General features: G+C 64.5%; 15 protein-coding genes. 12 read left to right on the forward strand and 3 right to left on the reverse strand.

Annotation, left to right across the window (positions count from 1 at the left end; translation table 11 throughout):
* Nucleotides 1-588: 588 nt before the first annotated feature.
* Nucleotides 589-1,161 (reverse strand): IPTL-CTERM sorting domain-containing protein, encoded by a 573-nt coding sequence (locus LGR64_RS11760; protein ID WP_230355490.1) that lies wholly within the window; start codon nucleotides 1,159-1,161, stop codon nucleotides 589-591.
* A 632-nt stretch (nucleotides 1,162-1,793) separates the two neighbouring features.
* Here LGR64_RS11760 and LGR64_RS11765 point away from each other — a divergent pair.
* Entirely contained in the window at nucleotides 1,794-2,024 is a 231-nt protein-coding gene (locus tag LGR64_RS11765) for a hypothetical protein (RefSeq protein ID WP_141832385.1), read from the forward strand.
* A 137-nt stretch (nucleotides 2,025-2,161) separates the two neighbouring features.
* Here the strand turns inward: LGR64_RS11765 and LGR64_RS11770 are convergent, their stop codons facing one another.
* Entirely contained in the window at nucleotides 2,162-3,460 is a 1,299-nt protein-coding gene (locus tag LGR64_RS11770; RefSeq protein WP_230355491.1) for an HD domain-containing phosphohydrolase, read from the reverse strand.
* A gap of 852 nt (nucleotides 3,461-4,312) precedes the next feature.
* Here LGR64_RS11770 and dusA point away from each other — a divergent pair.
* From dusA to rsxB, 3 genes are all read left to right on the forward strand, one after another.
* The gene (dusA, locus tag LGR64_RS11775; protein WP_141832389.1) at nucleotides 4,313-5,323 is read left to right on the forward strand and encodes a tRNA dihydrouridine(20/20a) synthase DusA; all 1,011 of its coding nucleotides are present in this window, start codon (nucleotides 4,313-4,315) and stop codon (nucleotides 5,321-5,323) included.
* A 168-nt stretch (nucleotides 5,324-5,491) separates the two neighbouring features.
* Nucleotides 5,492-6,865 carry a polyhydroxyalkanoate depolymerase gene (locus LGR64_RS11780; RefSeq protein WP_034393218.1) on the forward strand — a complete coding sequence of 458 codons (1,374 nt, stop codon included), beginning with the start codon at nucleotides 5,492-5,494 and terminating at the stop codon, nucleotides 6,863-6,865.
* 23 nt (nucleotides 6,866-6,888) lie between these two features.
* Entirely contained in the window at nucleotides 6,889-7,605 is a 717-nt protein-coding gene (rsxB, locus tag LGR64_RS11785; RefSeq protein ID WP_199139520.1) for an electron transport complex subunit RsxB, read from the forward strand.
* A gap of 108 nt (nucleotides 7,606-7,713) precedes the next feature.
* Here the strand turns inward: rsxB and LGR64_RS11790 are convergent, their stop codons facing one another.
* Nucleotides 7,714-9,252, reverse strand: a complete 1,539-nt coding sequence (locus LGR64_RS11790; RefSeq protein WP_230355492.1) for a methyl-accepting chemotaxis protein — start codon at nucleotides 9,250-9,252, stop codon at nucleotides 7,714-7,716.
* Between the two features lie 188 nt (nucleotides 9,253-9,440).
* Here LGR64_RS11790 and dapC point away from each other — a divergent pair, with 188 nt between their 5' ends.
* From dapC to LGR64_RS11830, 8 genes are all read left to right on the forward strand, one after another.
* Nucleotides 9,441-10,646 carry a succinyldiaminopimelate transaminase gene (gene dapC / locus LGR64_RS11795; protein WP_034393209.1) on the forward strand — a complete coding sequence of 402 codons (1,206 nt, stop codon included), beginning with the start codon at nucleotides 9,441-9,443 and terminating at the stop codon, nucleotides 10,644-10,646.
* A gap of 51 nt (nucleotides 10,647-10,697) precedes the next feature.
* Nucleotides 10,698-11,522, forward strand: coding sequence for a 2,3,4,5-tetrahydropyridine-2,6-dicarboxylate N-succinyltransferase (dapD, locus tag LGR64_RS11800; RefSeq protein ID WP_012205450.1), 825 nt, complete (start codon nucleotides 10,698-10,700; stop codon nucleotides 11,520-11,522).
* A gap of 180 nt (nucleotides 11,523-11,702) precedes the next feature.
* Entirely contained in the window at nucleotides 11,703-12,872 is a 1,170-nt protein-coding gene (locus LGR64_RS11805; RefSeq protein WP_034393206.1) for a PilT/PilU family type 4a pilus ATPase, read from the forward strand.
* Between the two features lie 86 nt (nucleotides 12,873-12,958).
* Nucleotides 12,959-14,119: a succinyl-diaminopimelate desuccinylase gene (gene dapE, locus LGR64_RS11810; protein WP_034393204.1), complete on the forward strand. Its 1,161-nt coding sequence runs from the start codon at nucleotides 12,959-12,961 to the stop codon at nucleotides 14,117-14,119.
* A 20-nt stretch (nucleotides 14,120-14,139) separates the two neighbouring features.
* Nucleotides 14,140-15,117 (forward strand): 50S ribosomal protein L3 N(5)-glutamine methyltransferase, encoded by a 978-nt coding sequence (gene prmB / locus LGR64_RS11815; RefSeq protein ID WP_230355493.1) that lies wholly within the window; start codon nucleotides 14,140-14,142, stop codon nucleotides 15,115-15,117.
* 1 nt (nucleotide 15,118) lies between these two features.
* The gene (locus LGR64_RS11820) at nucleotides 15,119-16,117 is read left to right on the forward strand and encodes a LysR family transcriptional regulator (RefSeq protein ID WP_012205446.1); all 999 of its coding nucleotides are present in this window, start codon (nucleotides 15,119-15,121) and stop codon (nucleotides 16,115-16,117) included.
* A gap of 175 nt (nucleotides 16,118-16,292) precedes the next feature.
* Nucleotides 16,293-17,891 (forward strand): class I adenylate-forming enzyme family protein, encoded by a 1,599-nt coding sequence (locus LGR64_RS11825; protein ID WP_230355494.1) that lies wholly within the window; start codon nucleotides 16,293-16,295, stop codon nucleotides 17,889-17,891.
* Nucleotide 17,892: 1 nt separating this feature from the next.
* Entirely contained in the window at nucleotides 17,893-19,116 is a 1,224-nt protein-coding gene (locus LGR64_RS11830) for an acyl-CoA dehydrogenase family protein (RefSeq protein ID WP_071955718.1), read from the forward strand.
* Nucleotides 19,117-19,122: the final 6 nt, after the last annotated feature.

Here is a 19,122-nt window from a genome sequence, read left to right on the forward strand (position 1 = left end):
ACCCGGAGCGCCCTGCACGCCTTGGATTCCTTGAAGGCCCTGCGCCCCGGTGGATCCGGTGGGGCCGGTCGCTCCGGTTGCACCCGCCGCACCTGTGGGGCCTGTCGCACCGGTGGCTCCTGGTATGCCGGCGCCAGTGGGGCCGGCAGGGCCGACTGCCCCTGTAACCCCCGTAGGACCCATGGGACCTGCCACGCCGGTCGCTCCAGGCGTACCTGCGCCGGTAGGCCCGGTAGGACCGACAGCTCCTGCAGCTCCCGCAGGACCAGTGGCCCCCGTCGCTCCTGCGCCCACGCCTGCCGCGCAGGGCATGAGCTGCCCAGCGCCGTCATGGCAAGTCACATGGGTGCCGGAGGCCGATGTTGACGGCAGCGCAGGGATCAGAACCTGGCCGGTGTCCTGGACGCGCAGGCGTTCCTGCCCAGCCTGGTTCTTGATCACAAACCCGCCACCGGCAGGAGGCGTGAGAGTGATGTCAGCCGCCAAGGCGCCCGCCGCATGCAGCGCTGCAACGGAGGAGAGAGTGAGGATCAGCCAGGGAGACGCAGCAGTTGGTTTTTTTCGCATGATTCAGGAAATCGCAAAGGTTCAAAAAGATGTCTTGCAGATTGCGCGTGCATCGCGCCGTGGAGCCGACGACCGCTTGCGCTGCACCCAAACAGCGATGGACATCAGCAGGGAAAGAAGCATCAGCCCGTACTCGCTCAAGGTCGGAATGGCGGCTGTGGAAACCGGCGCGCCGATCTGCACATTCGCTGGCACGGTGGCATTGCCACGCACTACCGTCGCTCCAGGGCCAAGGTTGATGACGGCCGTGCCGCTGGCCGCCTGCAGTACCACCGGCTGGCCAGGCACGCCCTCAATGGTCAGAGTGCCGAGCACGGTAATGTTGGCCCCGACGGGAAGAACGAAAGTGCGCCCACTCGTGCTCTTGATGGTCAGGTTCTGCACCGCGAGTGTTCCGCTCAGCTGGCTCGTGTTGCCTGGGTCGCACCCATCGCGCAGCTCTATCGTGTTGTTCCCTGCATTCAGCGACCCATTGATGTGCAGGTCACCGCCCACGGACAGCGTTCCGCCGCTGCTGGTGATGGCTGCCGTGCTTCCAAAGGTTGCTGAAGAATCCACAGTCAGCGCCCCCCCGAGATCCAGGGTCCCTTGCATGTCCAACGAGGAGCAGGACAGGTCAACAGAACCGCCAGGGGGAACGACCAAGGAACTGCCGGGAGGGTAGGACCACTGAGCTGCGGCGTTGGAGCACAGTAAAAGTGCAACACCTGCTGCGCTCAGCCAGCGGGAAATTGAAAAATTCATCAGGGGTAGGCTCCGGTAAGGCCGAGACCCACCTGACGTGGATTCGACTCAAAAAAGTATCAAACATTGTCAACTGAAACAAAACACACTTCATTAAAGAAACTTATCAAGAAGTCGGTTGCATTTAGCATGCAAACTATCACTTCTGTTTTTACAAACACGTTTTGCACTTCTTGGTTCAGGAGGCGTACCGTCGCAGCGGCGGTGGCCGCGGGCCCAGCAGGCATGCTGGTGTCCGGCTTTGCCCTTGGTGGTACAAGAGGTGTCCGTATCGTCGTCGCCCTCTTCCTGGATATCGATGGCACCACAACTCACGCCATGGGCTGATTTTGAAAACTCATTATCAAATAAATGAATGGTTTCCAAACTCTGTCAATTTTTGTCTCGCCTGCACAAAAGAATAATCATCAACATAGAATCTGGTTGCGCTCAAAAACACAATGAGCCCCAATGATAAAACACCCAACTGAAAGAGACATATGATGATTGAAGGCGGATGGTGGAAAGCCTACACAAAAAATGGCAGGTATGTAGGCCATATCGAAGGAGACGAATTCATCATGGGCGCCACCAGGATCTTATATCGAGTGAGCGACAACAAGCTCTATTCAACAGAAGCGCCTCCATCACATATAGCAGATATATTGAAAAATCAAGCAGTCACGTTGAATGGCGAAATTCTGCTGAAGTTCTTCAAGGCAAAGAAACCCTGATAAATGGACTTATTTGCGTCAACATTTCGCAACAAGAACAGTTTCCACATCGGGGCATCCAGACCAATCTTCGATATTCCCCTTTAGCCCAGGAATTCATAGGACTCAATAAAGACGTTTTATGAGAAAAACCCGCATCATGCGGCCACCGTCATGGCACGAACCGGCAACTTGCGTCCAAGATGAACACGTAGTTGTATTCTGTGAATCAACTCCTCAGTCAAAACCCGACCTGCAGTGAGTAAAACCAAACCCTCTCCAGACATAAAATCCTGGGCCAAGACCATTCCAGGCTTGAGATCTGAACAGCGAATATAAAATGGTGCAGGATCAACAGCGGGCGTTGCCTGCAGCAGAATCTGCAAGAATGCATCGACTACCTCAGGGTCGAATTGCGTACCCCTGCCATGGGATATTATGGTTCTTGCCTCTGCCGGAGTGAGAGATTTACCGTTCAAATGTCCTATTGTCAGGTCATCATAACAATCTGCGACTGCGATTATTCGCGCACCTACTGGAATATTTTCCCCTTTCAGCCCATCCGGGTAACCTGCGCCATCGAAACGCTCATGATGGCCTCTGACCAAAGTGGCAACCCCATGTGCGTCATCTATTGACAGGAGCAGTTGTTCTCCCAAGCTGGAGTGGGTTCGATATTTCTCCAGCTCTTCATGGCTTAAGCTGGTCACTGATTTATTCAACAACCCGTCGGGCAGCGTTATATGTGCAATATCATGAATCAACGCAGCGACAAAGGCATTTTGCTGCTCACCTTCGTCAAGCTGCATGATATTTGCCGTTCGCCGAGTCAGGTCGGCCACGCGTCGAGAATGGCCGGCAAGCGCCCCTCCTCGCCACTCCAGAAGATTCGAGAACATCCGGATTGTCGCCACGAAACTCCTCTTGAGCTTTCTATGTGCTTCCAGAAGCTCGTCGTCATGCTCGTGCGCAGCATTCTCCAGCTTCGAACTGAGTTCACTCAACTCTTTCACCAGCGTCCGATTTCTCTGTTCGAGGCGAATATTTTCCTGGCGTGAAATCCTTTGCTCATTCAACTGTTCAATAGTCGCCAAAAATTGATCGCTATCCCATGGGCTGATAATATGACGGCACAATCCCAATAAACGCCCAATACCTCTCCTAGCGTTCCCTCTCCCGCCTTCATCCAAAATAATCACGGAAATATTGCACGACTGGACAATCAATTCTTCCAACCACCTTCCGCCGTCCACGTCAAGCAGCCGCGTGTTGCATATAAGCAAATCAACATGCCTCCTTTCGAGCAAATTCTGCACATCAGATTCGCTCGCCACCCAACTCAGTTCATACCCGGCTTGATCAAGCAATAGGCTTAACCCTGAAAAATCCTCCATCCCAGGGTCCGCCAGCAATGCTTGCAAGCGCGACTGGGGCGAGAATGAGTCTTGTTTCCTCATGTCATTCATTCAATTTGCCTCAACTGGTTAAATACATGATGCAATGCTCAAAGCACATGTAGAACTTGCCACAAAATGCATCCGGAAAAATAGAATTTTTTCAACAATCCGCAATGACTGAAGATCAAATTTATCTAACGCACTTCTTTTTTCCAAAACTCAAACTATCCAGAAGCAAGTTGGACGCGATATGTGAGTAATGTGCATGCTGGAGTTTGATGCTGGAATGCCTCCGGCTTTTGCAAGCACCACTATGCTTGCGTGCCAGGCATGCAAGGCCTGCAACTCAGGTTCACGTATTCGAAGATCCGCGCCGGTCTCGCGGCCGATCAGGTGCTGCCCTGTAACCGCACCTGCAGCCGCCTCGCTACTCGCCTTGGTGGCCGGGATAGGCAGACTGCTGGCTGCCTTGACAGTGCCGGTCTGCATCAACACCTTCCTGCTGGCTACCCGAGCAGCCGCCACGGTGCTCTTCCATTGGCCTTCGTCGCGCCACTCATGGGCCTGGCCGCTTGAAGCCGGGCCAGGCCGGAGGCCGGCCGACGCGAAGTCCACCTTTTGCTACGACCCCACTCAGTCACGTTTTCAGCCGCGCTGACATAATTCCGCGGCAGCTCCCCCACTGAGACCTTCTTGTGCAGAGCCCGGCCTGAAGCACGCCCCTGCTGCAGCTCGTACCCCCGCCGGTGCAACCATTCGCTGGTCAGAACCTTTCGACTTGCGTGCAGTGATGGCTCCTATTGCATGCCACAAGCCCAATCTGTAGCACCCAGAGCTGGAACAATAGGAAAAGCGGGGTTCAACGGCGTAAAACCAAGAGCAGCCGCCAGAGCAAAAAACCCAATCAGATCAATGACAAACGTAGAAAATCAAGCACCAGCCAACATGTGGCGCATGTCGGTTGCGCCCATGATGGACTGGACCGACAAACATTGCCGCTACCTGCACCGGCTGCTGAGCCGCCACACCTTGCTCTACACAGAGATGGTGACGACGGGCGCCTTGCTGCACGGTGATGTGCCGCGGCATCTGCGTTTCGAGGCCGAGGAGCATCCGGTGGCGCTGCAGCTCGGCGGCAGCGAGCCTTCCGATCTGGCGCAGGCCGCGCGGCTGGGGGCGCAGTGGGGGTATGACGAGATCAACCTCAATTGCGGCTGCCCCAGCGAGCGTGTGCAACGCGGCGCGTTTGGCGCCTGCCTGATGAACGAGGCGCCGTTGGTGGCCGATTGCGTGAAAGCGATGGTCGATGTAGTGGATGTGCCCGTCACGGTGAAGCACCGCATTGGCATCGACAAGGATGAGAGCTACGAGTTCGTGCGCGATTTCGTGGGCACGGTGGCGGATGCGGGCTGCCGCGTGTTCATCGTTCACGCGCGTAATGCCTGGCTCAAGGGCCTGTCTCCCAAGGAAAACCGCGAGATCCCGCCGCTGCGCTACGAGATCGTGGCCCGGCTCAAGCAGGATTTTCCGGAACTGACCATTGCCATCAACGGCGGCATCAAGGCCGATGCCACGGTGCAGGGACTGCTGCAGCAGGTCGATGGCGTGATGGTGGGCCGCGAGGCCTATCACAACCCCTGGTGGCTGGCCTCGTGGGATGCGCTTTACTACGGCGATGCGAGCATGGAGCACACACGCGAGTCCATCGAGGAGCAGATGGTGGCGTATATGGAGCGCGAGGCGCGCACGCATGGCACGCACTGGTACTCCATCGCGCGGCACATGTTGGGGTTGCGCAACGGGCTGGCGGGGGCGCGCCGCTGGCGCCAGGTGTGGAGCAATCACCAGCTCAAGCAATTGCCGCCTTCAGAGGTGATGCGGCTTGCGCGCACCAAACCGGCCGAGGCGGCGCTTGCCGCCTAGCGCGGGGGACTGCATTGCAGGATGGCCAGGGCTGAGGCGGCCGCTCGCCCAGGCCTATCGGTAAAAACTATCACTTACGCGACAGCATCAAAGGGGTTTTACTACCAATTTTCTTAGCTTGCTGCTGATATATTGCACTGCAACATATCCAAACAACCCCTTGTATCCATGCTCTATCAGCTCTACGAAATCCAGCGCGCCATGGTCGAGCCCTTTGCCGATTTCGCGCAAGCTGCAGCCAAGCTCTACAGCAACCCCCACTCGTTGCTGAGCCAAGGTCCGATGTCCCAGCGCATGGCCGCCGGGTTCGATCTGTTCTACCGCCTTGGCAAGGATTACGAGAAGCCCGAATTCAACCTGCACAGTGTGGATGTGGGCGGCGTTGACGTGACCATCCGCGAGCGCGTCGAAGTGGACAAGCCGTTTTGCGAGCTGCGCCGCTTCAAGCGCTTCTCCGACGACACCGATACGCTGCAGACCATGCTGAGCCAGCCCGTGGTGCTGATCGTGGCGCCGCTGTCGGGCCACTACGCCACGCTGCTGCGCGATACGGTGCAAAGCATGCTGGGAGGCCACAAGGTCTACATCACCGACTGGAAGAACGCCCGCCTGGTGCCCCTGGCCGATGGCGAGTTCCACCTCGACGACTACGTGAACTATGTGCAGGAGTTCATCCGCTACCTGCAGGGCAAATACGGCCAGTGCCACGTGGTCAGCGTGTGCCAGCCCACGGTGCCGGTGCTGGCTGCCGTGTCGCTGATGGCCAGCCGTGGCGAGACGCCCCCGCTGTCCATGACCATGATGGGCGGCCCCATCGACGCACGCCGCTCGCCGACCTCGGTGAACAACCTGGCGCAGAACCGCAGCTTCGAGTGGTTCGAGAACAACGTGATCTACCGCGTGCCCGAAGGCTATCCGGGCGTAGGCCGCCGCGTGTACCCGGGCTTCCTGCAGTACTCGGGCTTCGTGGCCATGAATCCGGACCGCCACGCCAATAGCCACTACGACTACTTCAAGGACCTGATCAAGGGTGACGACGCCAGCGCCGAGCATCACCGCAAGTTCTATGACGAGTACAACGCCGTGCTCGACATGGATGCCGACTACTACCTCGAGACCATCGCCACGGTGTTCCAGGACTACAAGCTGGTCCATGGCACCTGGGAAGTGCGTTCGCCCGAAGGCCAGGCCGAGCTGGTGCGCCCGCAGGACATCAAGGGCAGCGCCCTGCTGACCGTCGAAGGCGAGCTCGACGACATCTCCGGCTCGGGCCAAACGCGCGCAGCGCACGATCTGTGCACGGGCATCGCGGCCGATCAGCGCAAGCACCTTGAAGTGCCGGGCGCCGGCCACTACGGGATTTTCAGCGGCAGGCGCTGGAGAGAGATCGTCTACCCGCAGGTGCGCGAGTTCATCAGTGCCCACCAGCCCGAAAGCGCCACTGCCGCCAGCGCGGCAGGTCACACCAGCAGCCTGAGCGATGACGCGCCCTCGGCCACCGAGCAGCCGCGCAAGCGCGGTGCCAAGGTGCAGGCAGGCTGAGCACCGAGCAAGCCCGGCACGCCATGTCCGCCTTCGCAATCCTTGCCCGCGACGATCTGGCAGCACGCATAGACGCGGCGCTGCCGCAGACGCAGTGCACGCGTTGCGGCTACCCCGACTGCGCCAGCTATGCCCAGGCCGTGGCCTCGGGCGAGGCCGGCATCAACCAGTGCCCCCCCGGGGGCGCTGCGGGAGTGGAGAGGCTGGCTGCACTGACGGGCCGGCCCGCTGTCCCACTGAGCGCCGAGCACGGCACGGAAGCCCCGCGCACCGTGGCCGTGATCGACGAGGCATGGTGCATCGGTTGCACCCTGTGCATCAAGGCCTGCCCCACGGATGCCATCCTGGGCGCCAACAAGTTCATGCATACGGTGATCGCCGCCCACTGCACGGGCTGCGAGCTGTGCATTCCCGTGTGTCCGGTCGATTGCATCGAACTGCACAATGCCAGCGGCCCGGCCACAGGCTGGTCTGCCTGGAGCCCCCAGCAGGCCGAGCATGCGCGACAGCGCTATGTGCTGCGCCGAGAGCGTGAACAGGAGCGCGAACGCCTGGGTGCCGCCCGGGCGCAGACGCCTCTTGCATTGGGGGAGCAGGAAATGGCCGACGACGCCAGCCCTTCCACGCCCTGCCCGGCGCCCCCGCTGGCGACCGACAGCAAGCAAGCCACCATCGCAGCCATCCTTGCCCGCGCACGTGCCCAGCGTGCGGGTGGCGCCTCAACGCCCAAAGGGCATTGAGTGGATGTGGGCGGGCAGCGAGACCCGCCTACGCCCGCCAGTACAAGCCTATGGATGCCCATAGATGGTCATAGATCGCCATAGGCACCCACGCAGGCCGTGGCAGGCCTACGCAGCCAGCGCCAGGCTCTTGTAGACCCCGCAACCCCAGTACAGCCCGCCATGCTTGCAGACGAAGGACATCTTGGTCTGTACCTGTTGCGTGGCAGGGTTTCTGAAGTCGTACTCCACCCAGCCTGGGCCGCGCTCGGCCTGGGCAATGATGTCGGCCAGCAGTTGTTCACCCCGCACGCCTGGCAGCTCCTGCACACGCACGCCCACACGCGCAGGGTTGCCGCCGAAGGCGCGGTAGCTGCCGTCAGCGGCCAGGGCGAAAACGTACATATCGCGGTCATGGAAGGGCTGGCCGGGGTCGTTCACGGCGGCCAGCAGTGCCTCGGTGGCCACGCCGCGCCGCGCCAGGCCCAGGGCCGACTCGACCAGGGCCACGGCTTCCTCCGCCGTGCCCTGCTGCAGCCGAAAGCGCGACACCGCCCCTGACAGCATCTGCGCGCGCTGCTGCAGCGCGCGTGCCTGGTCCAGCGCGTGGCCCACCATCTGCGCGTTGTGCTGGGTGATCTCGTCGATCTGGTGCACGGCGCGGCTGATCTCGGCCAGGCCCGTGCTCTGGTTGCCGGTCGATTGCGAGAGCTCGCCCATGTGCTCGGCCACCTGGCGGATGCCTTCGGTCACGCGCTCCATGCCACGCCCGGCCGTGCGGATCAACTCGGTGCTGTGCTCCACCTGGGTCAAGGCATCGCCAATCAGGTGGCGAATCTCGCGCGCCGCCTCTGCCGAGCGGCCGGCCAGGGAACGCACCTCGCTGGCCACCACGGCAAAGCCCCGGCCCTGCTCGCCAGCCCGTGCGGCCTCCACGGCGGCATTGAGCGCGAGGATATTGGTCTGGAAAGCAATGCCGTCGATCACGCCGATGATCTCCCGCATGCGCCCGGCGCTGTTCTCAATGGTCTCCACCGACTCCACGGCGCGGCCCATGGCCACCACGCCTTCATCGGCGGCGCCGCGCACGGCGCTGGCCTGGTGGTGGACCACGCCCACCACATCGGCGTTGTGCTGCACGGCGCTGCTCAACTGCTCCACGCTGACCACGGTCTGGGCCAGGTTGGTGGCCTGCAGTTCGGTGCGATCGGACAGCGCCTGGTGCTCGTTCACCAATTGCTGCCCGGCCTGCGCCACCAGGGCCGCGTTGCTGCGCACATCGGCCACCATGCCCGACAGCGAGGTGACCATGCCTCCCAGCAGCGCCTTGGGCGTCTGGACAGCGCCAATGCCCTCCTGCGAGGCGGCAGCCTCCACGGTCACGCGCTGGCTCAGGTCGCCCTGGGCGATGCCCTGCATGGCCTGCTGCAGCAATTCGCGCTCGCCGATCACCCGCGACCAGAGCCTGTGCATGCCGCCCAGCAGCAGTCCGGCCCACAGCAGCAAGGCTCCCCAAACCCAGGGCCCCATGCCCGCCGAGCCGGCCACCAGCGCCAGTGGCGGCCCGGCCAATGCCCACACGGCGCATACAAGGAAGCCGGCCCCGGGGCCGGATGTATGCTTACGATGCCTGTTTGCCACTTTTTCCATGCCAGCGCCTGCCTGCATAGCTGATTGCCTCTCTAGTCATTGGTATCTGGAATTCACCGTTCACGAGGCCCCGCCACACGAGATGGCATGGCCCCAGTCGAGACCATGCCAGAATAGGTAACAGAATGCAAAAAAGCCAGCGTGCAGACCCGCAGTCCCCTGTGACAACGGCATGCCGAAAGCGCATCAATCCATAATGCGAGCCCATGAATCCCCTGCTCTCCCGACTCCAGCCCTACCCGTTTGAGCGTCTTCGCAAACTGTTCGCCGGGGTCCAGCCACCTGCGGGCGTGCGCCCCATCAGCCTTGGCATCGGAGAGCCCCGCCATGCCACGCCGGCGTTCATTGAACAGGCGCTGAGCGCCGACCTCGGCGGCCTGGCCAAATACCCGGCCACCGCCGGCGAGCCCGCGCTGCGCGAGGCCTGCGCCCAGTGGGCACGCCAGCGCTATGGCATTGCCCTGGACGCCGCCACCCAGGTGCTGCCCGTCAACGGCTCGCGCGAGGCACTGTTTGCCTTCACCCAGGTGGTGGTGGATGCCAGCCAGGACGGCGCGCGCGTGATCTGCCCCAACCCGTTCTATCAGATCTACGAAGGCGCCACCCTGCTGGCCGGCGCCCAGCCGTACTACGCGCCCAGCGACGCCGCACGCAACTTCGCGGTGGACTGGGACAGCGTGCCCGCCGACGTGTGGGAAAAGACCCAGCTGATCTTCGTGTGCTCGCCCGGCAACCCCACGGGCGCGGTGATGCCGCTGGCCGAGTGGGAAAAGCTGTTTGCCCTGTCCGACCGCTACGGCTTCGTGATTGCCAGCGACGAGTGCTACAGCGAGATCTATTTCGACGGCACCGCCCCCCTGGGCGGCCTGGAAGCCGCACAGCGCCTGGGCCGCACGGATTACAAAAACCTGCTGATGTTCACCAGCCTGTCCAAGCGCAGCAATGTGCCCGGCCTGCGCAGCGGTTTCGTGGCGGGCGATGCGGCCCTGATCAAGGCCTTTTTGCTGTACCGCACCTACCACGGCGGCGCCATGAGCCCCGTGGTGCAGACGGCCAGCATCGCGGCCTGGGCCGACGAGGCCCATGTCGAGGAAAACCGCCGCCTGTACCGCGAGAAGTTCAACCAGGTCACGCCCGTGCTGGCGCGCGTGATGGATGTGCGCCTGCCCGACGCAAGCTTCTACCTGTGGGCCGGCATTCCCGAATCGCTGGGCCTGGACGACGCCGACTTTGCACGCGAGCTGTATGCCGCCACCGGCGTGACCGTGCTGCCCGGCAGCTACCTGGCGCGCGAGGCCAATGGCCGCAACCCCGGCGCCGGGCGCGTGCGCATGGCCCTGGTGGCCGAGACCGCAGAATGCCTGGAAGCCGCCCAGCGCATTGCACAGTTCATAGAATCGCGCCAGCGCTGAGACAGCCCTGCGCTCCCCTTTCCTCACAAACCCTTTGATCACCAAAGCCATATGACGCAACAGCTGCAATCCATCATCGACACCGCCTGGGACAACCGTGCCAGCCTCTCCCCCGCTGCCGCCCCCAAGGAAGTGACCGAGGCCGTGGACCACGTGATCGAAGCCCTGAACAACGGCCAGCTGCGCGTGGCCACGCGCGAAGGCGTGGGCCAGTGGACCGTGCACCAGTGGATCAAGAAGGCCGTGCTGCTGTCCTTCCGTCTCAAGGACAACGTGCTGATGCAGTCCGGCGACCTGAACTTCTTCGACAAGGTCCCCACCAAGTTCGCCGGCATGACCGAGGCCGAGATCGCCGCCACCGGCGTGCGCGTGGTGCCTCCGGCCGTGGCCCGCCGCGGCAGCTTCGTTGCCAAGGGCGCGATCCTGATGCCTTCCTACGTGAACATCGGCGCCTATGTGGACGAAGGCACCATGGTTGACACCTGGGCCACCGTGGGCTCCTGCGCCCAGGTCGGCAAGAACGTGCACCTGTCCGGCGGCGTGGGCCTGGGCGGCGTGCTGGAGCCGCTGCAGGCCAACCCGACCATCATCGAGGACAACTGCTTCATCGGCGCGCGTTCCGAAATCGTCGAAGGCGTGATCGTGGAAGAGAACTCGGTGATCTCCATGGGTGTGTACATCGGCCAGTCCACCCCCATCTATGACCGTGCGACCGGCGAGACCAGCTATGGCCGCGTGCCTGCCGGCTCGGTGGTGGTGTCGGGCAACCTGCCCAAGGACAACGGCCGCTACAGCATGTACGCCGCCATCATCGTCAAGAAGGTCGATGCCAAGACACGCTCCACCACGAGCCTGAACGACCTGCTGCGCGATTGATCCGCATCCGCACCGCGCCAAAGGCGTGGTTGCGGCGCCAAAACATCCCCTGTTCAGGGGATGGAGCAAGGCATACTCTCGAGGGCGTCCCCGGCCACCAGGCAGCGGACGCCCGTTTCACGTCACAAGAGCGTGCAGACGATCCAAGAACAGCGGCAGTACACGAATTTGGGGGAAAACATGGGCACGATGGAGAGGATTTTGCGCCTGATGGGCGAGAAGCAGGCGTCCGACGTCTACCTGGCGGTCAACGCGCCGGCGCTGATCAAGATCAACGGCGAATGCGTGCCCATCAACAACCAGCTGCTGCCGCCCGACGCGCCGCGCAGCCTGCTGGCCGAGATCGTGCCGGCCGAGCGCCTGCAGGAGCTGGACGAAACGGGCGAGCTCAACATGGGCGTGCCGCTGCGCGGCGTGGGGCGTTTTCGCGTCAGCGCCATGCACCAGCGCGGCAGCTGCGCCGTGGTGATCCGCTTCATCGCCCAGCACATTCCGGCCATGGACACGCTGAACCTGCCGCCCGTGCTGGGCGAGCTGATCATGCAAAAGCGCGGCCTGCTGCTGGTCGTGGGCTCCACGGGCTCGGGCAAGAGCACGACGCTGGCCTCGATGATCGATGCGCGCAACGAAAAGCTCACGGGCCACATCCTCACCATCGAGGACCCCATCGAATACCAGTTCCGCAACAAGCGCTCCATCGTCAACCAGCGCGAAGTGGGCTCGGACACGGCATCGCTGCAGATCGCGCTCAAGAATGCGCTGCGCCAGGCCCCCGACGTGATCCTGATCGGCGAAATCCGCGACCGCGAGACCATGTCCTCGGCCATGGGCTTTGCGCAGTCGGGCCACCTGTGCCTGGCCACGCTGCACGCCAACAACAGCTACCACGCGCTCAACCGCATCCTGTCCTTCTTCCCCGAGGAAATCCGCCCCACCATGCTGGGCGAGCTGTCGGCTGCGCTCAAGGGCGTGATCTCCCAGCGCCTGGTGCGCACCGTGGACGGCGGCCGCATGCCGGCCGTCGAGGTCATGCTCAACACCAAGCTGATCGCCGACCTCATCGAGCGCGGCAACTTCTCGGGCGTCAAGGAGGCCATGGAAAAATCCATGGCCGAAGGCTCGCAGACCTTTGAAGAGGCGCTGGCGCAGCTGGTCCGCTCCGGCCGCATCGACCGCGCCGAAGCCCTGGCCTTCGCCGATTCGCCCACCAACCTGATGTGGCGCCTGGAAAACGACGTGGTCAAGGCCAGCCATGCAGCGCAGTCCAGCCAGTTCGCCGAACTGGCCACGCCCGGCGAGGACGACATGCCCTCGTTCACGGAAATCATGCTGGAAGTCAAGCCGAACTGATCGGCCAGCCCCGCAGCGTTCACAATGTCGGAGCACGCTGGCGGCAGCCGGCCCTCCGACTTTTTTGTTTTTTGATTCCACCCACCATGTCCCGCACCCTGCAACTGACCGAGCAGCTGATCAGCCTGCCCTCCGTCACTCCCGAAGACGCCGGCTGCCTTGAACTCCTGGCCGATGCCCTGCAGCCCATGGGCTTTGCCTGCGAGCGCATCGACAGCGGCCCCGACAGCTTTCGCGTGCGCAACCTCTGGGCCCGGCGCTCCGGGACAGGCGCCGACCGGCCCGTGCTGGTCTTTGCCGGCCATACCGACGTGGTGCCCACCGGCCCGCTGGAGCAGTGGAGCAGCCCGCCCTTCGTGCCCACGCACCGCGACGGCAAGCTGTACGGCCGCGGCGCCAGCGACATGAAGACCTCCATCGCCGCCTTCGTCGTGGCGCTGGAGGAATTCCTGGCCGAGACACCGGCTCCCTCCTTCGACATTGCCCTGCTGCTGACCAGCGACGAGGAAGGCCCTTCGGTGGACGGCACCAAGGTCGTGGTCGAGCTGCTGCGCGAGCGCGGCGAGCGCCTGGACTGGTGCATCGTCGGCGAGCCCACTTCGGTGGAGCGCACGGGCGACATGATCAAGAACGGCCGCCGGGGCACCATGAGCGGGCGCCTCACGGTCAAGGGCATCCAGGGCCACATCGCCTACCCGCAGCTGGCGCGCAACCCCATCCACCAGGCCCTGCCGGCCCTGGCCGAACTGGCCGCCACGCGCTGGGACGAGGGCAATGCCTTCTTCCCGCCCACCAGCTGGCAGATCAGCAACATGCATGGCGGCACGGGCGCATCCAACGTCATTCCCGGCCATGTGACCATCGACTTCAACTTCCGCTTCTGCACCGAGTCCACGGCCGAATCGCTGCAGCAGCGCGTGCACGCCGTGCTGGACCGCCACGGGCTGGAGTACGAGCTGGCCTGGACCATTGGCGGCCAGCCCTTCCTGACCACGCCGGGCACGCTGGTGAACGCCGTGCAGGCGGCCATCCGCGCCGAGACCGGCCTGGAGACCGAGCTGTCCACCACGGGCGGCACCAGCGACGGCCGCTTCATCGCCCAGATCTGCAGCCAGGTCGTGGAGGTGGGCCCGCCCAACGCCAGCATCCACAAGATCGACGAGCACATCGTGGTGGCCGACATCGAGCCCATCAAGAACATTTACCGCCGCACGCTCCAGGAGCTGCAGCGCCAGCAGGCCGTCTGAACGCGACAAAGGAGCCGACGATGACATCCGCCCCCACCCCTGCCAATATTCCCGCCATCTCGGGCAGTACCATCGCCGACCTCGTAGCCTCGGGCGCCGCAGCGCTCACGGCGGCCGGCGTGGCCTTTGGGCACGGCACGGCCACGGCCGAAGACGAAGCGGCCTGGCTCACGCTGTGGAAGCTGGGCCTGCCACTGGACAGCGAACTGGCGCCGGGCGCGCCCGAGTCCCTGGCCAGCCAGCAGGTGAGCGCCGAGCAGCAGGCCGAAGTGGCTGCGCTGTTCGCCGAGCGCATCCGAACGCGCAAGCCCGCCGCCTACCTCACGCGCGAGGCCTGGCTGCAGGGCGTGCCCTTCTACGTGGACGAGCGCGCCATCGTGCCGCGCAGCTTCATTGCCGAGCTGCTGGCCGACGGCAGCATCGACGGCTGGTTGTCCGACCGCACGCGCCGCGTGCTGGACCTGTGCACCGGCAACGGCAGCCTGGCCTGCCTGGCGGCCATGGCCTGGCCCGAGGTCGAGGTCACGGGCGCCGACATCTCGGCCGACGCGCTGGCCGTGGCGCGCATCAACGTGGACCGCCATGAGCTCGCCGAGCGCGTGCAATTGCTGGAGAGCGACGGCCTGGCCGCCCTGCCCGGCCCCTGGGACCTGGTGCTGTGCAACCCGCCCTATGTGAACGCCGACAGCATGTCGCGCCTGCCCGCCGAGTACCAGGCCGAGCCCGAGCTGGCGCTGGCCGGCGGCGCCGACGGCATGGACTTCATCCGCCGCCTGCTGCTGGACCTGCCGTCGCGTCTGGCCAAGGAAGGCGTGGTCGTGCTGGAAATCGGCAATGAAAAGGACTTCTTCGAAGCCGCCTTCCCCGACCTGCCCGTGTTCTGGCTGGACACCAGCTCGGGCGACGAGCAGGTGCTGCTGATCACCCAGGAGGCGCTGCGCGCCTGGACCGAAGGCGACATCGAGGCCCTGCGCCCCACCTACCGCCCCCTGGGCTGAGATGGACCTGCGGGCGCTGCGCTACTTCATCGCGGTGCTGGAGGCGGGCAGCCTCTCGCGCGCCGCGCACTCGCTGTACGTGGCCCAGCCCGCGCTCACGGCGCAGATCAAAAAGCTGGAAGGCGAGCTGGGCGCCCAGTTGCTGGAGCGCAGCCACGCCGGCGTGACCCCCACGCCGGCCGGCGCCCAGCTGTACGAGGACGCACGCCGGCTGCTGTCCGACGCCGATGCCATGCGCGAGCGCATACAGCGCCTGCCGCAGGGCCCCGAAGGCTCGGTCACCATCGCCCTGCCCTTTTTGCTGACCAGCCTGCTGGCCGGCCCCGTGATCGCCAGCCTGCGCAACAGCCACCCGCGCATACGCATCTTTGTGCTCGACGACCTCAGCCTCATGGTGCAAAAGGCCATGCTGGACCGGCGCGCAGACCTGGCCATTCTTGTGGACACGGCCAGCCTGCACGACATGCAGGTGCAGCCCATGGCCGAGGAATCCATCTACGTCTGCGGCCAGGATGTAGATGGCAGCGTGGCCCCGCTGCTGCGCCCCGCGCCGGACGGCGGCCTGCCGCACATGGACTTTGCCCACGCCTGCCAGCTGCCGCTGGTGCTGCAGTCGCGGCGCTTTTCCATCCGCCAGACCGTGGAGGCTGCGGCCGACGCACGGGACCTGCGGCTGAACATCGTCCACGAACACGATTCCGCCCGCGTCATCCGCTCGCTCTACCACTGCGGCGCAGGCTTCACCTTCACGCCCGCCTGCTCGCTGAGCGATGCGCCCGCCTGGCTGCGCGAGGAAGCCAAGGCTGCGCCCACGGCCATCCAGCACGGCTGGATCGTGGCCCAGGTCACGGCGCCCGAACTGCTGCGCCGCTACTTCCTGGCCGTGCAGGCCAACCGCAGCAGCGACCCGGCGCTGCAGGTGGTTCAGCAGGCGCTGATGGCACAGGCCCGGCAACTGATCACGGCCGGCATCTGGCAGGCACGCTGGCAGCAGGCATGACGGCATGACCGCAGGGGTCTGGGCACGGGCCATCAGCAAATACCGCAAGGGTTGATCTGGACATCAATTTTTCTGATGCGCCTGAATCACTAAACGGTATTTCCCCGCTCCAGGCCTCTTCTGGAACAGTGCATGGCACGCCGCGCAAAACGCGCGGCTTCAGCCAAGGAATGCCATGCACGAGACATCCCGGCCCACCGCAGGCCACCCCCATTCCCAGTCCCTTCCTATCCCCAATGTCGGCGAACTGGTCGCGCGCAGTTGCAAGGCCCATGGCGCGCAGCCGGCCGTGACCAGCGCCGCGCGCAGCATCAGCTATGCCGAGCTGGAACAGCGCTCCAATCGCCTGGCGAACGCCCTGCTTGCCCAGGGCCTGGCCCGTGGCGACCGCGTGGGCATCTACCTGCCCAACTGCGTGGAAATCGTGGAGATCGAGATCGCCTGCTACAAGGCCGGGCTCATCAAGGCGCCCTTCAACGCACGCCTTTCGCCGCGCGAAGTGGGCGATATCGCGGCCAACAGCGATGCCGCCGTCATCGTGACCACCGCGGCGCGCGCCGAGGCCTTCAAGCCGCACCTGCAGTCTGCCGACGTGCGCCTGCTGCTGCTGGACGGCCCCGCCGGCGAAAGCTACGAGTCCCTGCTCGCCCGCGCCAGCGACCGCTTCCAGCCCGTGGCCGTGCAGGAGCACGAGGTGGCCGTGCTGCACTACACCTCAGGCTCATCGGGCGTGCTCAAGGCCGCCATGCAGACCTTCGGCAACCGCCTGGCCCAGCTGCGCAAATTCCTGATGCGCGGCGAGGGCATGCAGGCCGGCCATGTACTGGGCCTGGTGGGGCCGGTCACGCACGCCTCGGGAATGCAGATGGTGCCGGCGCTGTGCACGGGCGCCACCATCCACCTGTTCTCGGGCTTCGAGCCGGGCGCCTTCATGGCCGAGATGCAGGCGCGGCGCGTGACCCATACCTTCATGGTGCCCACCATGATCAACATGCTGCTGGCCGAGATCGGCGGCCGCTACCGCCCCCTGCCCGACCTGCTGCGCCTGGGCTACGGCGCAGCGCCCATGGCGCCCGCGCGCATCCTGCAGGCCATGGACGTGTTCGGCCCCATCCTGTCCCAGGGCTACGGCGCGGGCGAGACCACCTCCGGTGTCTGCGGCCTGACGGTGCAGGACCACCTGCAGGCGCGCGCATCGCGCCCCGAGCGGCTGGCTTCCTGCGGACGGCCCTTCCTGGAATCCCTGGTCGAGGTGCTGGACGACGAGGGCCGCCCGGTGCCCGAGGGCGAGATCGGCGAAATCGTGGTCAGCGGCGCCGATGTCTTTGCAGGCTACTGGCGCGCGCCCGAGCTGACAGCCGAGGTGCTCAAGAACGGCCGCTACCACACGGGCGATCTGGCCCGCATGGACGAGCAGGGCTTTGTCTACATCGTGGACCGCAAGAAAGACATGGTCATCAGCGGCGGCTTCAACGTCTATCCGTCCGAGGTGGAGTCCGTGCTCTACGAACATGCCTCGGTGGCCGATGCCTGCGTGTTCGCCATCCCCGACGACAAATGGGGCGAGGCCGTGGCCGCCCACATCGTGCTCAAGCCCGGCCTGGCCGGCGACAGCGCCGCGCTGGACAGCTTCTGCGCCGAGCGCCTGGGCGGCTTCAAGCGCCCGCGCCACATCGAATTCGTGCAGCAGCTGCCCAAGAACCCCAACGGCAAGGTCATGCGCCGCGCCGTGCAGGCGCCCTACTGGGCCAACCACGCCCGCAAGGTGAACTGAAATGAACGCCAAAGACACACTCCCCGCCGCCAACGCTGCCCTGCTGGAAATGCCCTTTGAAGGCTCGGAGCGCGCAGCCGGCCTGATCGACGCGCTCAACGCCTTCATCCACGGCGAATTGGCCGACCTCGCCCGCGCGCATGGCGTGGACCATGAAAACAGCGCCTCCACCGAGCTGCTGCGCCAGGTCTGGAAGCTGTCGCATGCGCGCGGCTTCTACGGCATGACCCTGCCCGAGGCCATGGGCGGCGCCGGCCTGTCCGTGCTCGACCAGGTGCTGGTCAAGGAGGCCATCTACGCCACGGGCTCGCCCTTCGCGCCCCATGTACTGGGCGAACTCAGCGGCCCGCCGCGCATAGGCGCGCTGATCCGCAAGGCCACGCCGCTGCAGATGGAGCAGTTCATCCTGCCCGTGGCGCGCGCCGAGAAATCCATCTGCTTTGCGCTGACCGAGGCGGCGGCCGGCTCGGACGCGGGCGCGCTGGAGACGCGCGCCGTGCTGGAAGGCGACCACTACGTGCTCCACGGCCGCAAACGTTTCATCTCGGGCTCGCCGTTTGCCGACTTGGCCGTGCTCATGGCCTCGACCGCGCCCGAGGGCAGCCCGCAGCGCGAGATCAGCGCCTTCTTCGTGGACCTGCATGCACCGGGCGTGCAGGTGGTCAGCGGCTACAAGACCATGGCCGGGCAGTCCAGCACGGGCGACATCGTGCTCGACGGCTGCCGCGTGCCCGCTGCCCAATTGATCGGCGAGCCGGGCCGGGGCCTGGCCCTGGCGCTGGGCCGCATCACCGTCAACCGCCTGCTGCACTGCCCGGCCATGCTGGGGCTGGCCCAGGTGGCGCTGCGCGATGCGCGCGACTATGCGCTGGGGCGCCAGCAATTCGGCCGCAGCATTGCCCAATTCCAGTCGATACAGCACATGCTGGCCGACATGGCCACCGAATGGATGGCGGCGCGCGCACTGATGGTGCAGACGGCCCGCGCCATCGACGCCGGCATCGATGCGCGCGCCCAGGCCTCGATGAGCAAGCTGTTCTGCTCGGAGACGGCGTTCCGCATTGCCGATCGCGCCGTACAGATCCATGGCGGCGAAGGCATCGTCCAGGGCCGGCGCGTGGAATTCCTGTTCCGCATGCTGCGCATGTACCGCGTGCTCACGGGCACCAGCGAGATACAGCGCAACACCATCGCCAAGGAACTGCTGGAGCGGGCCGGCGCCTGAGGCTGG

Source organism: Delftia sp. Lp-1 (assembly GCF_020523835.1).
Taxonomy (GTDB): Bacteria; Pseudomonadota; Gammaproteobacteria; order Burkholderiales; family Burkholderiaceae_C; genus Comamonas; species Comamonas acidovorans.

Coding starts and splice junctions, on each gene's coding strand:
- LGR64_RS11760 (WP_230355490.1), bottom strand. CDS start 1,161: ATGCAAGGGACCCTGGATCTCGGGGGGGCGCTGACTGTGGATTCTTCA.
- LGR64_RS11805 (WP_034393206.1), top strand. CDS start 11,703: ATGGGCACGATGGAGAGGATTTTGCGCCTGATGGGCGAGAAGCAGGCG.
- LGR64_RS11790 (WP_230355492.1), bottom strand. CDS start 9,252: ATGCAGGCAGGCGCTGGCATGGAAAAAGTGGCAAACAGGCATCGTAAG.
- LGR64_RS11830 (WP_071955718.1), top strand. CDS start 17,893: ATGAACGCCAAAGACACACTCCCCGCCGCCAACGCTGCCCTGCTGGAA.
- rsxB (WP_199139520.1), top strand. CDS start 6,889: ATGTCCGCCTTCGCAATCCTTGCCCGCGACGATCTGGCAGCACGCATA.
- LGR64_RS11765 (WP_141832385.1), top strand. CDS start 1,794: ATGATTGAAGGCGGATGGTGGAAAGCCTACACAAAAAATGGCAGGTAT.
- dapD (WP_012205450.1), top strand. CDS start 10,698: ATGACGCAACAGCTGCAATCCATCATCGACACCGCCTGGGACAACCGT.
- dapC (WP_034393209.1), top strand. CDS start 9,441: ATGAATCCCCTGCTCTCCCGACTCCAGCCCTACCCGTTTGAGCGTCTT.
- dapE (WP_034393204.1), top strand. CDS start 12,959: ATGTCCCGCACCCTGCAACTGACCGAGCAGCTGATCAGCCTGCCCTCC.
- LGR64_RS11825 (WP_230355494.1), top strand. CDS start 16,293: ATGCACGAGACATCCCGGCCCACCGCAGGCCACCCCCATTCCCAGTCC.
- dusA (WP_141832389.1), top strand. CDS start 4,313: ATGACAAACGTAGAAAATCAAGCACCAGCCAACATGTGGCGCATGTCG.
- LGR64_RS11770 (WP_230355491.1), bottom strand. CDS start 3,460: ATGAGGAAACAAGACTCATTCTCGCCCCAGTCGCGCTTGCAAGCATTG.
- LGR64_RS11780 (WP_034393218.1), top strand. CDS start 5,492: ATGCTCTATCAGCTCTACGAAATCCAGCGCGCCATGGTCGAGCCCTTT.
- LGR64_RS11820 (WP_012205446.1), top strand. CDS start 15,119: ATGGACCTGCGGGCGCTGCGCTACTTCATCGCGGTGCTGGAGGCGGGC.
- prmB (WP_230355493.1), top strand. CDS start 14,140: ATGACATCCGCCCCCACCCCTGCCAATATTCCCGCCATCTCGGGCAGT.